This is a genomic window from Bacillus sp. J14TS2 (assembly GCF_018333015.1).
In the GTDB taxonomy this organism is placed as follows: domain Bacteria; phylum Bacillota; class Bacilli; order Bacillales; family Bacillaceae_C; genus Lederbergia.
On sequence record NZ_BORE01000010.1, the window covers coordinates 111,075 to 125,424 of the forward strand.

Below are 14,350 nucleotides of genomic sequence, written 5' to 3' on the forward strand. Positions count from 1 at the left end.
TTGTGTTTATAATCCAATGAATACTGTTGATTTACGCTCTGGTTCAATCTTCTTTGCCCATCTTAAACAAATCATCCTCTAAAAGTTTATGAGTATGTTGATCTAATTCCTTTGAAGGAAACCAATCGATATCAGGACTTCCATTTCCATATTTAATCGTATGGATCACGGCATGAGGAGGTAAAAAAATATTATGATGAACAAAAGGTTTGACAGCTACACATTCCCCTTCGTGCAGAAAGCTTACATTCAAGGCTCCCTTTGAACTGATTTCCGCATAGACAATCCAACCAGATTGAACAACATAAAATTCCGATACCACTTTGTGGTAATGACTATTTTGCCAGCCCCCTCGTTCTGAAGCGATCGTCCGACAATAAGAGCTTCCATCAGTACTCACCAATCTGAATCGCTTCTCTCCATTTTTCATCCGTTCAAAATTCACATCAATCCCTGCTAAGTGTGCTTCTTCCATACTAATCTTTGTTCCAGTCATATTGCTTTCTCCCTCCCCGTATTGGCGTATTTAAAGCCTTTAAAAGTAAATAAAAACAAAACACTATTACACATGGAATATGAGATAACATCGTATGTGCTAATATTTTTAGATGTATTCAGTTCAGCCAATGACTTGGTCTATCTAGATAGCTCGGTATTTTGGTGTGAATATTTCCTTTAGACGAGTTGATCTGTGCCTGGGTAAGAAAGAGGGCATCAGATAAGTTAGCTCCACTTAACTCCGCGTCTCTAAGATCTGCTCCAATAAAATCGGCCTTTCTCAGATCACTATGGCTTAGGTTTGCAGCAATCAATAGGGTTCCCCGAAAATCTTCCCCTTGCAATGTCTGTCTTGTCAGGTTTGCGCCTAAGTAGTCCAAGCCTTTTTTCATTCTTTTCTTTTTACCCTTTTTAAGGAAGTCTGCTCGATACAATCTACTCGTCTCGATTAACAGTACATTTACTTTACTTCGATGTTCTACCATATCCATTTCTAAAATTTCCTTTGGCGTTTGTACGGTTCGTTCAACCGTCTCCTCATACATCTTTTCCAAAGCTGGATGCAAAACATCGGTTTCCTTAAATGCCATGGCTTGTCTTAGATACCAAAGCATCTCATGAAGCTGTTGTACAAGAGGAAATACTGCAAACATTTCTTGAGCATTTTCCTCAACTGTTCTCCAGTCTTTTCCTTTATATAAATTCTGTGAAACATGTTGTCCGGCACCAAAGCATTCATAGGATACACACACCCCCGAAAACCCTTCTCACGCAACTCACTGTGAATCGAGCAGAGATGATTGGAACATAAATTCCTACACGGTTTTCCAGCCTCTTTATTGAAAGGAAAATCCGCCGACTTAGCATATGGCAACGCTACACAACATAACCCGAAACAATTTGAACAATCTGATCGTAAAGGATCCTTCATAATGAACCACTTCCTGTACTTGAACTAGAATATTTTCTAAGTATATCGAAAAAAGACAATTGTATATAGAGCTTTCCCACATCTTTTTCTGAGTGTATTTTTGCTAATAACCTTGAATCTTTACGCGATTCAATACCTGCCATTTTCTCCTAAGAAAACTTACTGCATTTTTTTAAAGCACTATCTCATACTATATGATAAGCGATCGCTATGAAGGAGGTTTTATATGAATTCAATTTGGTTGGAGTACGGATGGACATTATTAATATTAATTGGTCTAGAAGGGATACTGTCTGCTGATAACGCTCTAGTGATTGCCGTTATCGCAAAGCATTTACCTGATGACAAAAAAAAGCGAGCCATTAATTATGGTATTCTGGGTGCCTTTATTTTTCGGATTATTTCGATCTTCCTCATCTCCTTTATGGCAAATGTTTGGCAGGTTCAGGCGATCGGTGCAGCCTACCTTATCTACATAGGCGGGAAGCATATTTATAAAAAATTTTTCCAATCGGAAGCAAAGCAAAAGGATAACCGTACTAATAAAGGCAGGCCCGATTTTTGGCCGACCGTAGCAAAAATCGGTGTCGCCGACATTGCCTTTGCTATTGACTCAGTCCTTGCTGCTGTTGCACTTGCTGTCACATTACCAGATACAACATTACCGCAATTTGGTGGATTAGATGGAGGGAAATTTTCCATTATTGTAATTGGTACAATCGCTGGATTGATTTTAATTAAATTCGCAGCAAACTGGTTTGTGCAACTTTTAGATAAGCGCCCTGGCCTAGAAACAGTAGCTTTCCTAATCGTTGCATGGGTTGGAGTGAAATTGGCTGTCATAACTCTCTCGCATAAAAATGTAGGGATATTGCCCGAGGCTTTCCCACATAGTACCGTTTGGACGATTGTCTTTTGGGGTGTCCTTATCAGTATTGCAGTAGTTGGATGGTTTTTATCTGGGAGAAAAACATCAAACAAGAAGTAATGATAGAATGGCATCTCAAGAAACGATGGCCAGCTTTTATTTTTAAAAGCAGCCTTCTGTGGATGCCATTTTTCTTTCTACTCGTAATCGTCCTCATCTGCTAAAATTTCTTTGATCGTGGCTTGTGCATGCTCTCTTATTTTCTTTTCTTCATGATTATACGTGATTAACGCCTTCCATAAAGCCCAGCCTTTTGCACGATTCCAAGTTCCCTCGTCAATATCCAGCTGTTCCTTAAATACTTGCCTGCTCGTTCGATCAAAAAAGGTCCAGGCCATCGCAAAATCGCAAGCAGGATCACCGACACCCAAAATACCGAAATCAATCACCCCTGATAAATGTCCATTTTGCACTAATAAATTCCCTGCTGCGACATCACCATGAACCCATACACCCTCTTTTTCCCATTTACTTGCAAGTGATCGTTGCCAAATCCTTTGACATTTTTTAAGTTGAACATCTTTATTCAAATTTTTAAGAGCCGCCATCGTTTCGGAATCATAAACAGCTAATTCCCCTCCACGGTAAAAATTATGCACGCCTGCCGTTGGTCCATTGGAAGCATCGATCCTTTGTAATTCTTTTAAAAAAGCTGCTAATTCTTCCGCAAAAACAGTTAATTTCACATTGCTTTGGGTAACGGTTTCGCCTGGTAACCATTTATTAATCGACCAAACATAAGGATACTGATCAGTTGGTTTTCCTATAGCAACTGGCTCTGTAATTGGTAACGCTAAGCCTTTAGCTAAATAAGGCAACCATCTGGCTTCTTTCTTTACCTGCGGCTCATAGTCCTTCCCACTTGGTAAACGAATCGTCATCGTTTCCCCTAAATGAAACGTACGATTATCATGGCCACCATTTTTCACAGGTTTAATATGTAGTTCCTTCCATTGGGGAAATTGTTCTCTGATTAATTGCTTCACTAACTCTACTTTTATTTCCATAAGTCCCTCCGAATAAAGATATTGGTCGGATGTTTCATCATCATACTATTATTTAACTATATTCAGTCCCCTTTATAACAAAACAGTGTTTATACGCTATCCTTCACTCTGAATGACTAGACTATTTTCATCTAAAGATTTTGTAGGAGGAAGGTTTCTAACCTCCGCGTTCAATAGCCAACATATGGAAACAATTAATACAATGATACCCGAACAAGTCACGATGAAGGCGCTTCCGATCCATGCACCAACACTGCCACCTAACAAGGAACCAACAGGAGCCGCCATAGCTGAAAGACTAGTAGCAGCAGTAAATATGCGACCAATTAAATGTTTGGGAGCAATTTTTTGCAACATTGTAAAGACAAGCACATTTAATGCTCCCGCTGGAATCCATGAGATCATATAGAATAATAATGTAAGCCATGCAACTGGCATTAAAGCTGAAAGCGTCCAGAGTGATCCAGAGATTACATAACCAAACGCATATAATTTTCCAATTGGAAATTGTTCCAATTTTAATAACGGAGCTATAAGTGCACCCGATAAGCTACCAAAAGCGGAGGCCATTAACAAAAACCCAACATATTCTGTTCCACCCATAACTTCACCAAATGCAGGAAACACTGCTAATGTTGCTGCACTAACTAGATTCAGGATAATCACACCATACAATAATTTAGCGATAAAGCTTTTAAACATAATCATTAGTCCCTCTTGCAAGTCATGTATATAATTCTGTATAGTTGTTTTAAAATCCTTCTTATGAACAACCTCTTCTATGTCTTTTTCAACCACAGCATTTGGAAGGCGAATAAACGAAAAGATCATTGCACCTATTAAAAAGGCAATCGAGTTTACAGTATATAAAGCAAAAGGACCGATCACAACAAACAAGATCCCTGCTAAACCATTAAAAGTGATATCCACTCCTTGATATGCAATGGTAAAAAGTGAGTTTCCTTTTGTCAGCTTTTCTTTGGGTAGGACTTTCGGTAGTGCTGCCAGTTGAGCAGGGAAAATTAACACATTGAAAGTAGATATAATCGGCGTCAAAACGAGTACGAGTGTAACAGAAAGAAAGTCTAAATAATAAGCAAGTGGAATGACTAGCAATAGTCCAGACTGGATCAGCTGAGTGCGGATAAGTAAAGAACGAATGGGAATTCGATCGATAAGTGGACCTGAACTAAATTCAACAATTCGTGGCAAAATCGATAAGAATCCTGCTAGCCCTGTATAAAAAGTGGATCCGCCAAGTTGAAAAATTAATAACATGGCAGCTACACTATATAAACTGTCACCTATATTCGAAACAATTCTTCCAAAAAACATTAAGCTAAAATTCCGATATTTAAAAATCCCCATTTTTATATCCACTCACTTCATCAGTTTTTATCCTACATTAATGGCCGGTATGAACCTCGATAATGGAAATTTCTTCTTATTTTTCTTCCTCTGTTTTCTCTTTTCTGGAAACTAAAGTAAAGTCCATAACAAACTCTTCTTCGTTGATATAATCAGCTGCAGTTGTTTTGACAATCCATTTTTCCATCAATTCATGCACTTCTTCAAATAACTGTTCTTTGTCTTCTTCCTTTAGTTGTAATGCAATATTCATGCTTCGTCTTGAAGCAGACTTATAATTTGGATTCAGTTCGGGATAAACTCCATCTTCACTTTCAAACGATTTAGCACGTGCGATATAATACTTTTCAATCACACCTCCAGCTCGTTTTTCTTCCACTAAGTCGATTAACTTTCCTTGATGTAACTTTTGCATGTGGTAGTGAACATTACCTGGGGTTTCTCCGATCTGTACTGCAACCTGCTTTGTCGTCTTAGGAGTGTCAAGTAGTACGCCTAGAATTTTAACTCGTAATGTGCTGCCTAATAATTTCGATTGTTCAACAGAGAGTGGTAAAGGCTGATTATTTCTTTTTTTCATCTTGTTTTTCTCCTTCCTTAATTGTTAGGACTACCTTATTCTAATTTAATAGTTCGATCTATTTTATTTTATCGATCTGTATTTTTAGATCATATATAGTGTATGCTTCTTTTATCCATTTGTAAACCTTTTTCTAATTGATTGGTGAATTTGACAGGAGGCTGATTGGGACCATGATTAATTTTATTTAATAAAAAAGAACCCCATATAAATAGGATTCTTGTCTAGCGCATTCCAATAGATTTTAGTATAGGAGTTTATATTTAAGATGCGTGACATCAGAACCATCTATAATCTTATTACTTTCTAATTTTATAGATTCTGTTCCGATTTTATCGAATAATCGAATCCCTTTCCCTAGTAAAATAGGCGCTATATGTAGATGCATTTCATCCAGAAGCCTTGCTCTTATACATTGTTGTGCAATTGTTGCCGTTCCAATGCTGACATTCTTCCCATCTGCAGCTACTTTCGCCTGTTGGACCGCACTTTAAATCCCATCTGTAACAAAAATAAAACGGGTATTCTTTTCAAGATAGCTTTCCGGTGCTTTATGTGTTACCACAAAAATAGGAACCCCTTGAATCGGATGGCTGCCTCCCCATCCATTTACAATATCAAACGTTCTTCTCCCTACAATCATAGCACCTGTATTAGGGATAGATTCATCAAAGACTTTTTTGTTTGTGCTGGAAAGCTGAAAAAATTCATTATAACGACTCGATTGATCACCACTAAACAACCAACTCTGAATGACCTCGCCTCCATCTCCAAGCGGCGATTGTTGAGTATCATTCGAACCCGCGATAAAACCATCTAACGACATTGAAATATCTAAGATTACCTTCCCCATCCCGCCATCTCCTTCAACGTATTCATTAAGCACGGAGAAAAGGAAAAATAAACTTCACCTATATTTCTCCTCCAACTCTCACAGCATTTGTTCGACTTTCTTGGTGTTTCTATACTGTATCTTATAATCCTTTGTATACTTTCTGTAGCTCCGCGAGGTCCAGCTTCTTCATTTTAAGCGTTGCCTGACTAACACGCGCAATTTGTTCAGGGGTGCCGTTTGTCATCATCTCGTCCATTGCTCTCGGGACAATCTGCCAGGAGACACCGAACGTATCTTTCAGCCAAACGCATTGCTCCGATTCAGGCACAGCAGAAAGGTGATCCCAGAAATAATCTATCTCTTTTTGAGTGTCGCAATATTTTAGAAATGAAATGGCCTCATTGAAATTGAATGTATGATCGTTTGCACTATCCATAGCAGCAAACCACTGATTCTCTAGCATAAAATCAGCAAACATGACGGTCCCTTCTTTATTCGGTTCCAAGCCTTGAGGATAACGGGCAATATAGCCCTGCTTTGAATGCTTAAATATGGATACATACATTTGAATAGCTTCCTCGGCTTTTCCACATATATCACCAACAAACATAAGCGATGGCACGAGCGGAGGCGACTCTCCCCCTTCTAGATTAGTAAGAATTAACTGCCAAGACAAACCATACTTATCTTGAATCCAACCATACTTCTCACTGAACGGATACTTATCAAGCGGCATTAACACGGCCCCTCCATCTGCCAGTTTGTTCCATACCTCATCTAGTTTTTTACTCGCATCTTTTTCTCGTGATGGATCAAAATTCACCATAAATGACACTGAGGGATTAAACGTGAAATAAGGTCCTGCATTGATGGCCATCAACTTCTGTCCCTTTAATTCAAAAGAAACTACATCACAGTCTCCCGACGGCGTGTCGTGGAGGATTGTTTTACCTGTAATTCTTGAATCTGGAAAAATTGAAACATAAAACGCGGCCGCTTCTTCCGCCTCCTTGTCATACCATAAATGAGGAATAATGTTTTGCTGGATTTTCTTCATAGTGACTCCTCCTACAAAATCGGCTCTGTTTTGATTTCTGATAATTTGTTCCATACATCCACTCTGTTATATAGTCTTATTTTGCCTTTTCATTAAAGAATACTTAGTAGAGAACACTATTTTAAAAAGCTTGTAAGGAATGGTAGCAGCACTTTAGGGTCAGGCATATGGTCTTGTTCCTCAAGTTGAATGTATACCGCATCTGGGATTGCATTGCTCAATTGCTTTCCTACCTCCTGTATAGAACCAGGATTTTTTTCTCCAACCATGATCTGTGTTGGTGTCGTAAGTATAGCAACTTTTGAAACGGGTGGTAAATCGCCTGCTATGATCGTATCGTAAACAAGTGTTGGAGCAAGAGCCGTCATTGTTGTCCACTGAGGAGATTGTCGAAACATATAATCAATGACCTCCCCAGGAGTTCCAATCCCTTCTAAGAAACGTCTCAGAGCTTTATCGTTTTTTTCATTATCAAGCAGTTTACGTAGCTCTTGACTCAATTCTTGGAATTCAGCTAGATTTGCTTCATTATCTGCATAGGGCGGATCATACAAGACAAGTTTGTTAACTTTCTTATCCAATTGCATGGCTGCTTCAAGAGCAAGTATGGCACCCGAGGAATGACCATATAGATTTGCTTGACCACCAGCAACATCAATCATCGCTTCAATGTCTTCGATTTCGCGATCTATTGAATAAGGCAGTGTATCACCACTGTCTCCGCGTCCGCGCCTATCATAATTATAGACAGTAAATTGTTCCGCAAATACGGTTGCATCATATAAAACCGGTTCAAACGAGCGAAAACAAGTGGCACCCGTTATGAATATAAGCGGGGGGCCGTCTCCGAAAATATCATATGCTAATATTGTCCCGTCTTTCGACTTGGTTGTTTTCAAATTTCACCCTTCTTTCTATCGTTATAATCTTATTAAAGAATTTATGGACATGACATTTGATTTCCGAATTCCATCAACAATCTCTAAAGTCATTCCTCTCTATTCATTTCTTCTTGACTCGACAATTCGATTAAATACGCTGTTAAATCTTGAATTTGGTTATTGTTAGCGCCGTCAAAAGTATAAATATCGCAAAAGGCATATAACTTTTCTTGGCCATTTGCTTTCGGCATTCTCATTGTCCCCTCAATAACCGCTTTATTTCCTTGTGTAATAATATTATTTGTTTGATATTCATTTGACGCTGCACAGCGCATCGGTTCAAGCATGTTCTTAACAGCTTCTCTTCCTTGCAATTCAGCTGTACCTACGAGATGCCACTGAACGTTTTCAATGACATTATCAATCACAAAATCCGCATCACCGGTGGCAAATGCATTATTGAATTTTAGCACTGTCTCATCAGCAAGTGATGCATTCCTTAGATCAAAGCCAAAGTAGACAACAATTTCTTGAATTTGGTTGCCAGTAAATCGAAAGTGTTCCATATTTTGAAAAACAGCTCCCGACTTTCGTATACATTCATAGCGAATAATCACTTCATTCTTTTCTGTAAAAAGATTTTGAATACGATATTCACGAATATCTAAACAGCTTGGCCAACATTTTTCAAAATAAGTCTCACGATTAATTTTTTCGTCGACCGGGCTACTAAACATGAATTCTGGACTTAACAATTCTTCTATCATTTCTCTTTCTTTTGTCTCGTAGGCTTTAAAGTATTTCCGTACTAGATTTGATAGATCAATCTGTTCCATGCTCTATCCCTCCTCAAAAAGTGCTATAGTTTACATATCTTGTTTGCATTCTAGCACGTTAGAGAGAAGATAGTTTCTTATAATTTGCTATTCCCTTTTTTTAAAAAGTTTTTCATTAAAACTGGTAAAGAGATAAGGATCGGTGGATCATCGAGACGGGGGCCACGGAGTATAAGTCGTTGATGAGGTATATCCTTATTAGCCCCAACTATAATCGGATGGTCTACTTTTGCACGTAAGGTTTGGTGTGGCACAAGAATTTCACTTGACTTCATCTCCCAAGACAAGGCAGTTGCCATTAAATAGTAAGTGCCTGGTCGGACGTCTGTAAAGCTGAAAGTAGTTAATGAGGTTAGTAATGTTCCATATTGGGGTAATCCTTCGGGTATCGGTTTTGTGAATAATCCAACTAAAACCACACCCTGAAATGGACTCTCCACTTCAATCGTTCCTTCCACCCTATTATATCGAGGCTCAAGAATAGGATTATATGGCAGGGCAGTCAGTTTTTTTAAGGTTTGTAAATACGTACTGACTTGCATGGGAGATTTTCTAAATTCTTTTGGTGTCATGCCAACCCTTTCAGTGAACCGTGTTGTAAAGGTACCTAAGCTTTGTTGTCCAATTTCCATTCCTATATCGCGAACTGTTAAATCTGTATGCAATAATAAATCTTTAGCCTTCTGCAATCTTAATGAAGCCACATAGTAATGTGGTGTAAGACCCATTTTTTCTTTAAATATACGCGAAAAATGATAGGGGCTATATGCTGCATGATCCGCTAACGTGGAAAGCGAGAGTGGTTCATCCATGTGTTGATGAATATAGGCGATGGTCTCATCTATTTCGAAATTCATTTTAATTTTTCCTCCATGGTTAAGAGATTTCATTTCTTCAATTATAGATATGGATGTTCTTGATTAGGTTGAAATACAGACTTCTAAATCAAACACTAAAGTAGATAAATAATTCACCATATTTTTTGCCTCTGCATTTATACTCGTTAATGTATCTCCGTTACATAGAGGTATCTTATTATAAATTTTCTGCACACTGATTGGGTATCCCTTCCCCAAATTTTCCGAAATTTGAATTCGATATGGTTCATAAAGTATGGTATGGATGATTTGTGTTGCTTCAATTGATGGTGAAGTTTTTAGCATAGCCAGCACATCAGCATCCGTTAACTGAACAAAAACGTCCTTATTTGTCCCATTACATTTATCCCAATGGTGCTTTATGGCTTCTGCTAATAATCTGTCTATTCCAGCCATGAAAGGGGATAAAAACAGTTCATGGTCTTTTCAAATTAATTTTAATAGATAAAGCCCTGTAACCTCATCTGTCTCTATTCCTTTTGGCGTACAATGAATTTTTGATAACATATCCTTAGGTAGATATTTGCACTCACCTGCCATGTATGTATCCCTAAAGAAACTATCAAGATGATCAATTCCAAGTATATCTTCTTTACCTGTTAATACAGATGGTTTATTGAGATAATCTATTATTTCAAAAGGATTTATTCCTATTTCACGTAAGATGTCACTAATCTCTTCCTCTTGGATAAATTGCTCCGTTAAATGGTGGTGGTTAAAACCCAATATTTTTTCCAAAGAATGAGAAAATGGCAAATGTCCAATATCATGAAGAATTGCAGCCCCCCTTAACAAAACATCATCTGGGAAGAAAATAGCTGCCAATTTCCAGACCCCTACCGCATGTTCGAACCTAGAATGTACGACTGAAGAAACAATAGATCCTGCCCCGAAATGTGCTAATTGTTTCAAGCGTCTAACCTTCACAGTATTAAATAGTTCTACCTCCCATGGATGCGGTTCCACAAACGGATACAAAGGTTCATGTAACAATACTTTTTTTGTCCGATCCATATATAAATCTCCTCAGCATTAAGTCATTCGCACCAAACATCTCTATTAACTTTAGTGTAGATAAGAGGTCAAAATTAAGAGAAACCCTATATCTATTGGATTTCCCATTCGAATTCCTAACGAAATTGTTCATAATACTATTAAAGTGGTGGATTTTTCACACCTAAGTGAATCCAATCTTCTTTTGGTGGTCCATACACCCCAAAAGGTTTGATTCCTGCTTGACGCATAAGAATTGTAACTTGTCCACGATGATGAATAATGTGCTTAATTAGCCCCATAAGAATTTGTGCATTTGTTTCTTCTCTGCCAAATGCAGTTTGCATCTCATTCAAAGATTCATCTGTCCATTGTTCTTCAATGGCTTTGATTGCAGAAGCACTCACATGTTTAAATGTTTCAGCAATTTCTTTAGCTGAGGCAGGGACATCTTTTGCATTTTCTACTTCATCTGTTTTCAGCCCAAAATGTGCTAAATACTCTGGAATATTTGTTGTAAAATGCCAAACAATTCTTCCCAATGTACGACCTTCTGGATAAACTTTTTGATTCAATGAATCATCAGTTAAGCCTTCCAGAACCTTTTGCGTTAGCATTGCCTCCCAATTCCATTCTCTAACAAAGTCTGCAATCGCTACATACATAGACATTCCCTCCATAACCACATTGATATACTTTAACAAGCTACTAACGTCTTGCACACCTTAGCATCATCGAACATTTGTTCTCTCACTAATGATACCAAAAATTCTAACAAGTATCAAATATCAATATTTATCTTTAACAGGGTCTTGCATAAAAATAGCGTTAATATAACACATCCATTAATCTTGTATTCTTTAGCTAGGCTGGCGTGTTTTTTTCAATCAAGTAATTCCCACTTTTCAAACACTCCTATAAAGGTGCTTCCACAACGCCTTTAAATAGATCCATTTGTGTTAAACTCACGATTTGCTCTTTCATAAGTTGTTGATTTCCTTCCTCTAATAAGCGCTCGGATTGCGCTTGAATAATAGCCTCTACTACTTTCTCCGGCCAATTGTTAATTCTTTCGTCCACAGCATTGGGATAATTTTCCTCAATGGCTTGTCGTAAGAAGGATGTATCAAACACAAATTGATGGGCGACAAGTTTTTGTCGGACAATCTCTGCCACTTCTTCTGTAGTATAAATACTAAAAGTTACCTGATCGTTTATTTTCTCCCATAATTCAGGGGCGCAGGTCTGCAATTGCTTGATTTTATCTTCTGTTCCAGAAAAGATCATGACGATTTCATTGTTTGGTTCCATTGCTTTTTTTCGCAGCGATTCTACAAGGTCGGGGTCATTTTGCAAGTTTTCCAGTTGATCAACCCATAATAACCCTTTTTTAATTTGATTTAGTTCCTGAAATGTTGCCATTGTTGATAAGCGATAATAATCCTCTTCTCCAAACATGTCTACTTGCTGAAGCAAATGATGGGTCTGCTCGATAAATGGTTGCAGGTTTTCCATTCCTTTTTGTATCCATAACATCAACCAACGATGTGGTAACTTGATCCCCTGTGTAACTCGAACTTTTACTAACGAAATCTCTTTTAATAGTTGCTGCATGCTTTCTTTGTAAGCAATAGGTCCAATCAGTTTGTCTGCCTGATGCTTTTCCTGCGGCTGAGGCTCGGTGTTGTTCTGCTCTAATTGAATGGGTTCTTTTGTTGGCATCATCGGACCATTCTTACTAGCGAAATCATGCTGAACAATCGTGTGTGGCGGGTGTATTAAATTTGTTTCCATAGAGCTATTAATATCCTTTGCCAGAAGTATGGATATATCCGGATCATCAAACTGCACTTTTGCAGAGGATTCCATCAATAATTTGAAATGAATTGCCTCTTTTTCCAGGTTTGTAAATGATAAGAAGGAGACCTTTAAATCGCTATTCAGCGAAAAGACGCCTCCTGATAGTCGAAGCGATGTTCCTTCTACTTTGCTACGCTCGCGTAAAGAAATCGAAGCCGTTTTATCTATGATATCAAGACTATTCAGCGTCACTTTTGAATTAGCAATTGCTAATGCCGCATCAACTACTTTTGGGACATCTGAATTTGCCTCATATGTGGGGGTACTGTCTAGATTATTATTCTCGATATAACTATTGCTAATGGCGGCTTGACAATCAAAAAGAATAAGAGCATTTTTAAAGCAATTCTTAATCGTCAATTGCTCAGCGTTTACTACTGATTTATGAGCGTAAATCCCAGTATTCACAGCATCAAAGGTAATGTCTTGAAAATATGCATCCTGTAGTTCAGCGATATAGATGGCATCATTTGAAGATTCTTTGATCACCGTTTTCTCAATAGCAAGGCTGCCTTGCTCCTTCATAAAAATAACAGGGTAGTTTTTTTCATGTTTATCCACACATTGATGAAAGGTACTATTTTGAATAGACACTTTTGACTGATTTGCAATACTTATCGCATTATATTCCGTCTTATTGACTTCTAAATTGTCTATTTCTATAGTGGATTGTTCGCGAATATATATGCCCATATACGTCTTTGATATAGTAGAATCGGAAAGTTCTAAGTGAGATTGGTAAACTTGAATCCCATCAAAAGGAGAATCATGAATATCGAAATCTTTAATCTTAACAGAGGAGTTATTTTTAATCGAAATGCCTGGATAGCTAGCTTTATTATCCTCACTTTTCATTTCACAAAAGTGCTTGATTTCTCCTTTTTCAACCGTCACTTCACTTCTATCAAAGCGAAGAACATCACGATATGTATGATTGCTGGTTATATTTTGAATATACCCTTGGCTATTTTCCATTATTACAACTACACCGCCGCCCGTCATGTTGATTGTTTCTAAATGAAGTTGGGCCTCTTTTGCATAGATACCATAACTACTTGGATTTTTAATATTAATGTTTACTGTGGTCAATTTACTTTCTAAATCAGCATAGAGCCCAAATCCTTTTATATCACAATTTTCTAGGGTGACATCGGATTCTTGAATGTATACACTATTGGAGGTATGGGCGATCAACGTACTATTTTTCACCTTCACCGTAGACTCTAATCCAATCCAAAGGGCTGGATAAGGTGTCTTGACATCAGGATAATTCTCGCCTTCGATTGTACACTCCTCTATTTCAATCACTGATGTTTCCTTCACATAAATGGCATTTGAATGCCCTTTTTGATGAAAAGTGATTCCTTGCAGCTTAACGGTTGCATCCGCAGTCTTCAATAAAGGATAATTCTGTGTTCCAGTAATAAGAACATTACCTCGTCCTATCAAAGTGACCTTTCTGCTGTCCACTGACAAATTCTCCTGATATTGTCCACTTTCGATATAAACAATACCACCATCTTCAACAGCAGCTATTCCTTGTTGGATTGTTCGATATCTATTTAAAAGTCCAGATTTTTTTACCACTACTGACTTTTTCATCCCATTGCCCCTCTTCATAGAAAGTAATTATAGTAGATATAATATAGGAAGTTAGCCAATCATGCTAGGAATCTGAAAAACTTTGTAGAGAAAAGT

The 14,350-nt window shown here is 37.8% G+C and carries 15 protein-coding genes and 1 pseudogene; 1 reads left to right on the plus strand and 15 read right to left on the minus strand.

The genetic code is table 11. The features are described 5' to 3' along the window. Positions 1-43: 43 nt before the first annotated feature. Entirely contained in the window at positions 44-496 is a 453-nt protein-coding gene (locus tag KI375_RS16195) for a hypothetical protein (protein WP_212974507.1), read from the minus strand. Between the two features lie 118 nt (positions 497-614). Then, positions 615-1,429 (minus strand): annotated as a pseudogene (locus tag KI375_RS16200) (pentapeptide repeat-containing protein). A 226-nt stretch (positions 1,430-1,655) separates the two neighbouring features. Between KI375_RS16200 and KI375_RS16205 the strand changes: the two are divergent. Continuing rightward, positions 1,656-2,417, plus strand: coding sequence for a TerC family protein (locus tag KI375_RS16205; protein WP_212974508.1), 762 nt, complete (start codon positions 1,656-1,658; stop codon positions 2,415-2,417). Between the two features lie 77 nt (positions 2,418-2,494). Here KI375_RS16205 and KI375_RS16210 read toward each other — a convergent pair whose 3' ends face one another. From KI375_RS16210 to KI375_RS16260, 13 genes are all read right to left on the minus strand, one after another. Further along, positions 2,495-3,364, minus strand: a complete 870-nt coding sequence (locus tag KI375_RS16210; protein WP_212974509.1) for an aminoglycoside phosphotransferase family protein — start codon at positions 3,362-3,364, stop codon at positions 2,495-2,497. Positions 3,365-3,460: 96 nt separating this feature from the next. After that, positions 3,461-4,732 (minus strand): MFS transporter, encoded by a 1,272-nt coding sequence (locus KI375_RS16215; protein WP_212974510.1) that lies wholly within the window; start codon positions 4,730-4,732, stop codon positions 3,461-3,463. Between the two features lie 76 nt (positions 4,733-4,808). Next, positions 4,809-5,312: a winged helix-turn-helix domain-containing protein gene (locus tag KI375_RS16220; protein WP_207449221.1), complete on the minus strand. Its 504-nt coding sequence runs from the start codon at positions 5,310-5,312 to the stop codon at positions 4,809-4,811. Positions 5,313-5,556: 244 nt separating this feature from the next. Further along, positions 5,557-5,754: a dihydrofolate reductase family protein gene (locus tag KI375_RS27440; protein WP_306419834.1), complete on the minus strand. Its 198-nt coding sequence runs from the start codon at positions 5,752-5,754 to the stop codon at positions 5,557-5,559. A gap of 48 nt (positions 5,755-5,802) precedes the next feature. After that, positions 5,803-6,165 (minus strand): dihydrofolate reductase family protein, encoded by a 363-nt coding sequence (locus KI375_RS27445; RefSeq protein WP_244852746.1) that lies wholly within the window; start codon positions 6,163-6,165, stop codon positions 5,803-5,805. A gap of 121 nt (positions 6,166-6,286) precedes the next feature. Further along, on the minus strand, positions 6,287-7,204 hold the full coding sequence (locus KI375_RS16230) for a VOC family protein (RefSeq protein WP_212974511.1): 918 nt from the start codon (positions 7,202-7,204) through the stop codon (positions 6,287-6,289). Between the two features lie 116 nt (positions 7,205-7,320). Next, the gene (locus tag KI375_RS16235; protein ID WP_212974512.1) at positions 7,321-8,103 is read right to left on the minus strand and encodes an alpha/beta fold hydrolase; all 783 of its coding nucleotides are present in this window, start codon (positions 8,101-8,103) and stop codon (positions 7,321-7,323) included. 89 nt (positions 8,104-8,192) lie between these two features. Beyond that, positions 8,193-8,921 (minus strand): nuclear transport factor 2 family protein, encoded by a 729-nt coding sequence (locus KI375_RS16240; protein WP_212974513.1) that lies wholly within the window; start codon positions 8,919-8,921, stop codon positions 8,193-8,195. Positions 8,922-8,998: 77 nt separating this feature from the next. Further along, complete coding sequence (locus KI375_RS16245; protein WP_212974514.1) at positions 8,999-9,778, minus strand: helix-turn-helix transcriptional regulator; 780 nt, start codon at positions 9,776-9,778, stop codon at positions 8,999-9,001. A 63-nt stretch (positions 9,779-9,841) separates the two neighbouring features. Further along, the gene (locus KI375_RS27450) at positions 9,842-10,195 is read right to left on the minus strand and encodes a hypothetical protein (protein ID WP_244852748.1); all 354 of its coding nucleotides are present in this window, start codon (positions 10,193-10,195) and stop codon (positions 9,842-9,844) included. Positions 10,196-10,225: 30 nt separating this feature from the next. Continuing rightward, the gene (locus KI375_RS27455) at positions 10,226-10,813 is read right to left on the minus strand and encodes an HD domain-containing protein (protein WP_244852750.1); all 588 of its coding nucleotides are present in this window, start codon (positions 10,811-10,813) and stop codon (positions 10,226-10,228) included. 140 nt (positions 10,814-10,953) lie between these two features. After that, the gene (locus KI375_RS16255) at positions 10,954-11,457 is read right to left on the minus strand and encodes a DinB family protein (RefSeq protein WP_212974515.1); all 504 of its coding nucleotides are present in this window, start codon (positions 11,455-11,457) and stop codon (positions 10,954-10,956) included. A gap of 250 nt (positions 11,458-11,707) precedes the next feature. Beyond that, complete coding sequence (locus KI375_RS16260; RefSeq protein WP_212974516.1) at positions 11,708-14,254, minus strand: right-handed parallel beta-helix repeat-containing protein; 2,547 nt, start codon at positions 14,252-14,254, stop codon at positions 11,708-11,710. Between the last annotated feature and the right edge of the window lie 96 nt (positions 14,255-14,350).

Bases quoted from the DNA above. Each gene is read 5' to 3' on its own strand.
- KI375_RS16195 (WP_212974507.1), bottom strand. From the start codon at position 496: ATGACTGGAACAAAGATTAGTATGGAAGAAGCACACTTAGCAGGGATT.
- KI375_RS16205 (WP_212974508.1), top strand. From the start codon at position 1,656: ATGAATTCAATTTGGTTGGAGTACGGATGGACATTATTAATATTAATT.
- KI375_RS16210 (WP_212974509.1), bottom strand. From the start codon at position 3,364: ATGGAAATAAAAGTAGAGTTAGTGAAGCAATTAATCAGAGAACAATTT.
- KI375_RS16215 (WP_212974510.1), bottom strand. From the start codon at position 4,732: ATGGGGATTTTTAAATATCGGAATTTTAGCTTAATGTTTTTTGGAAGA.
- KI375_RS16220 (WP_207449221.1), bottom strand. From the start codon at position 5,312: ATGAAAAAAAGAAATAATCAGCCTTTACCACTCTCTGTTGAACAATCG.
- KI375_RS27445 (WP_244852746.1), bottom strand. From the start codon at position 6,165: ATGGGGAAGGTAATCTTAGATATTTCAATGTCGTTAGATGGTTTTATC.
- KI375_RS16230 (WP_212974511.1), bottom strand. From the start codon at position 7,204: ATGAAGAAAATCCAGCAAAACATTATTCCTCATTTATGGTATGACAAG.
- KI375_RS16240 (WP_212974513.1), bottom strand. From the start codon at position 8,921: ATGGAACAGATTGATCTATCAAATCTAGTACGGAAATACTTTAAAGCC.
- KI375_RS16245 (WP_212974514.1), bottom strand. From the start codon at position 9,778: ATGAATTTCGAAATAGATGAGACCATCGCCTATATTCATCAACACATG.
- KI375_RS27450 (WP_244852748.1), bottom strand. From the start codon at position 10,195: ATGGCTGGAATAGACAGATTATTAGCAGAAGCCATAAAGCACCATTGG.
- KI375_RS27455 (WP_244852750.1), bottom strand. From the start codon at position 10,813: ATGGATCGGACAAAAAAAGTATTGTTACATGAACCTTTGTATCCGTTT.
- KI375_RS16255 (WP_212974515.1), bottom strand. From the start codon at position 11,457: ATGTATGTAGCGATTGCAGACTTTGTTAGAGAATGGAATTGGGAGGCA.
- KI375_RS16260 (WP_212974516.1), bottom strand. From the start codon at position 14,254: ATGAAAAAGTCAGTAGTGGTAAAAAAATCTGGACTTTTAAATAGATAT.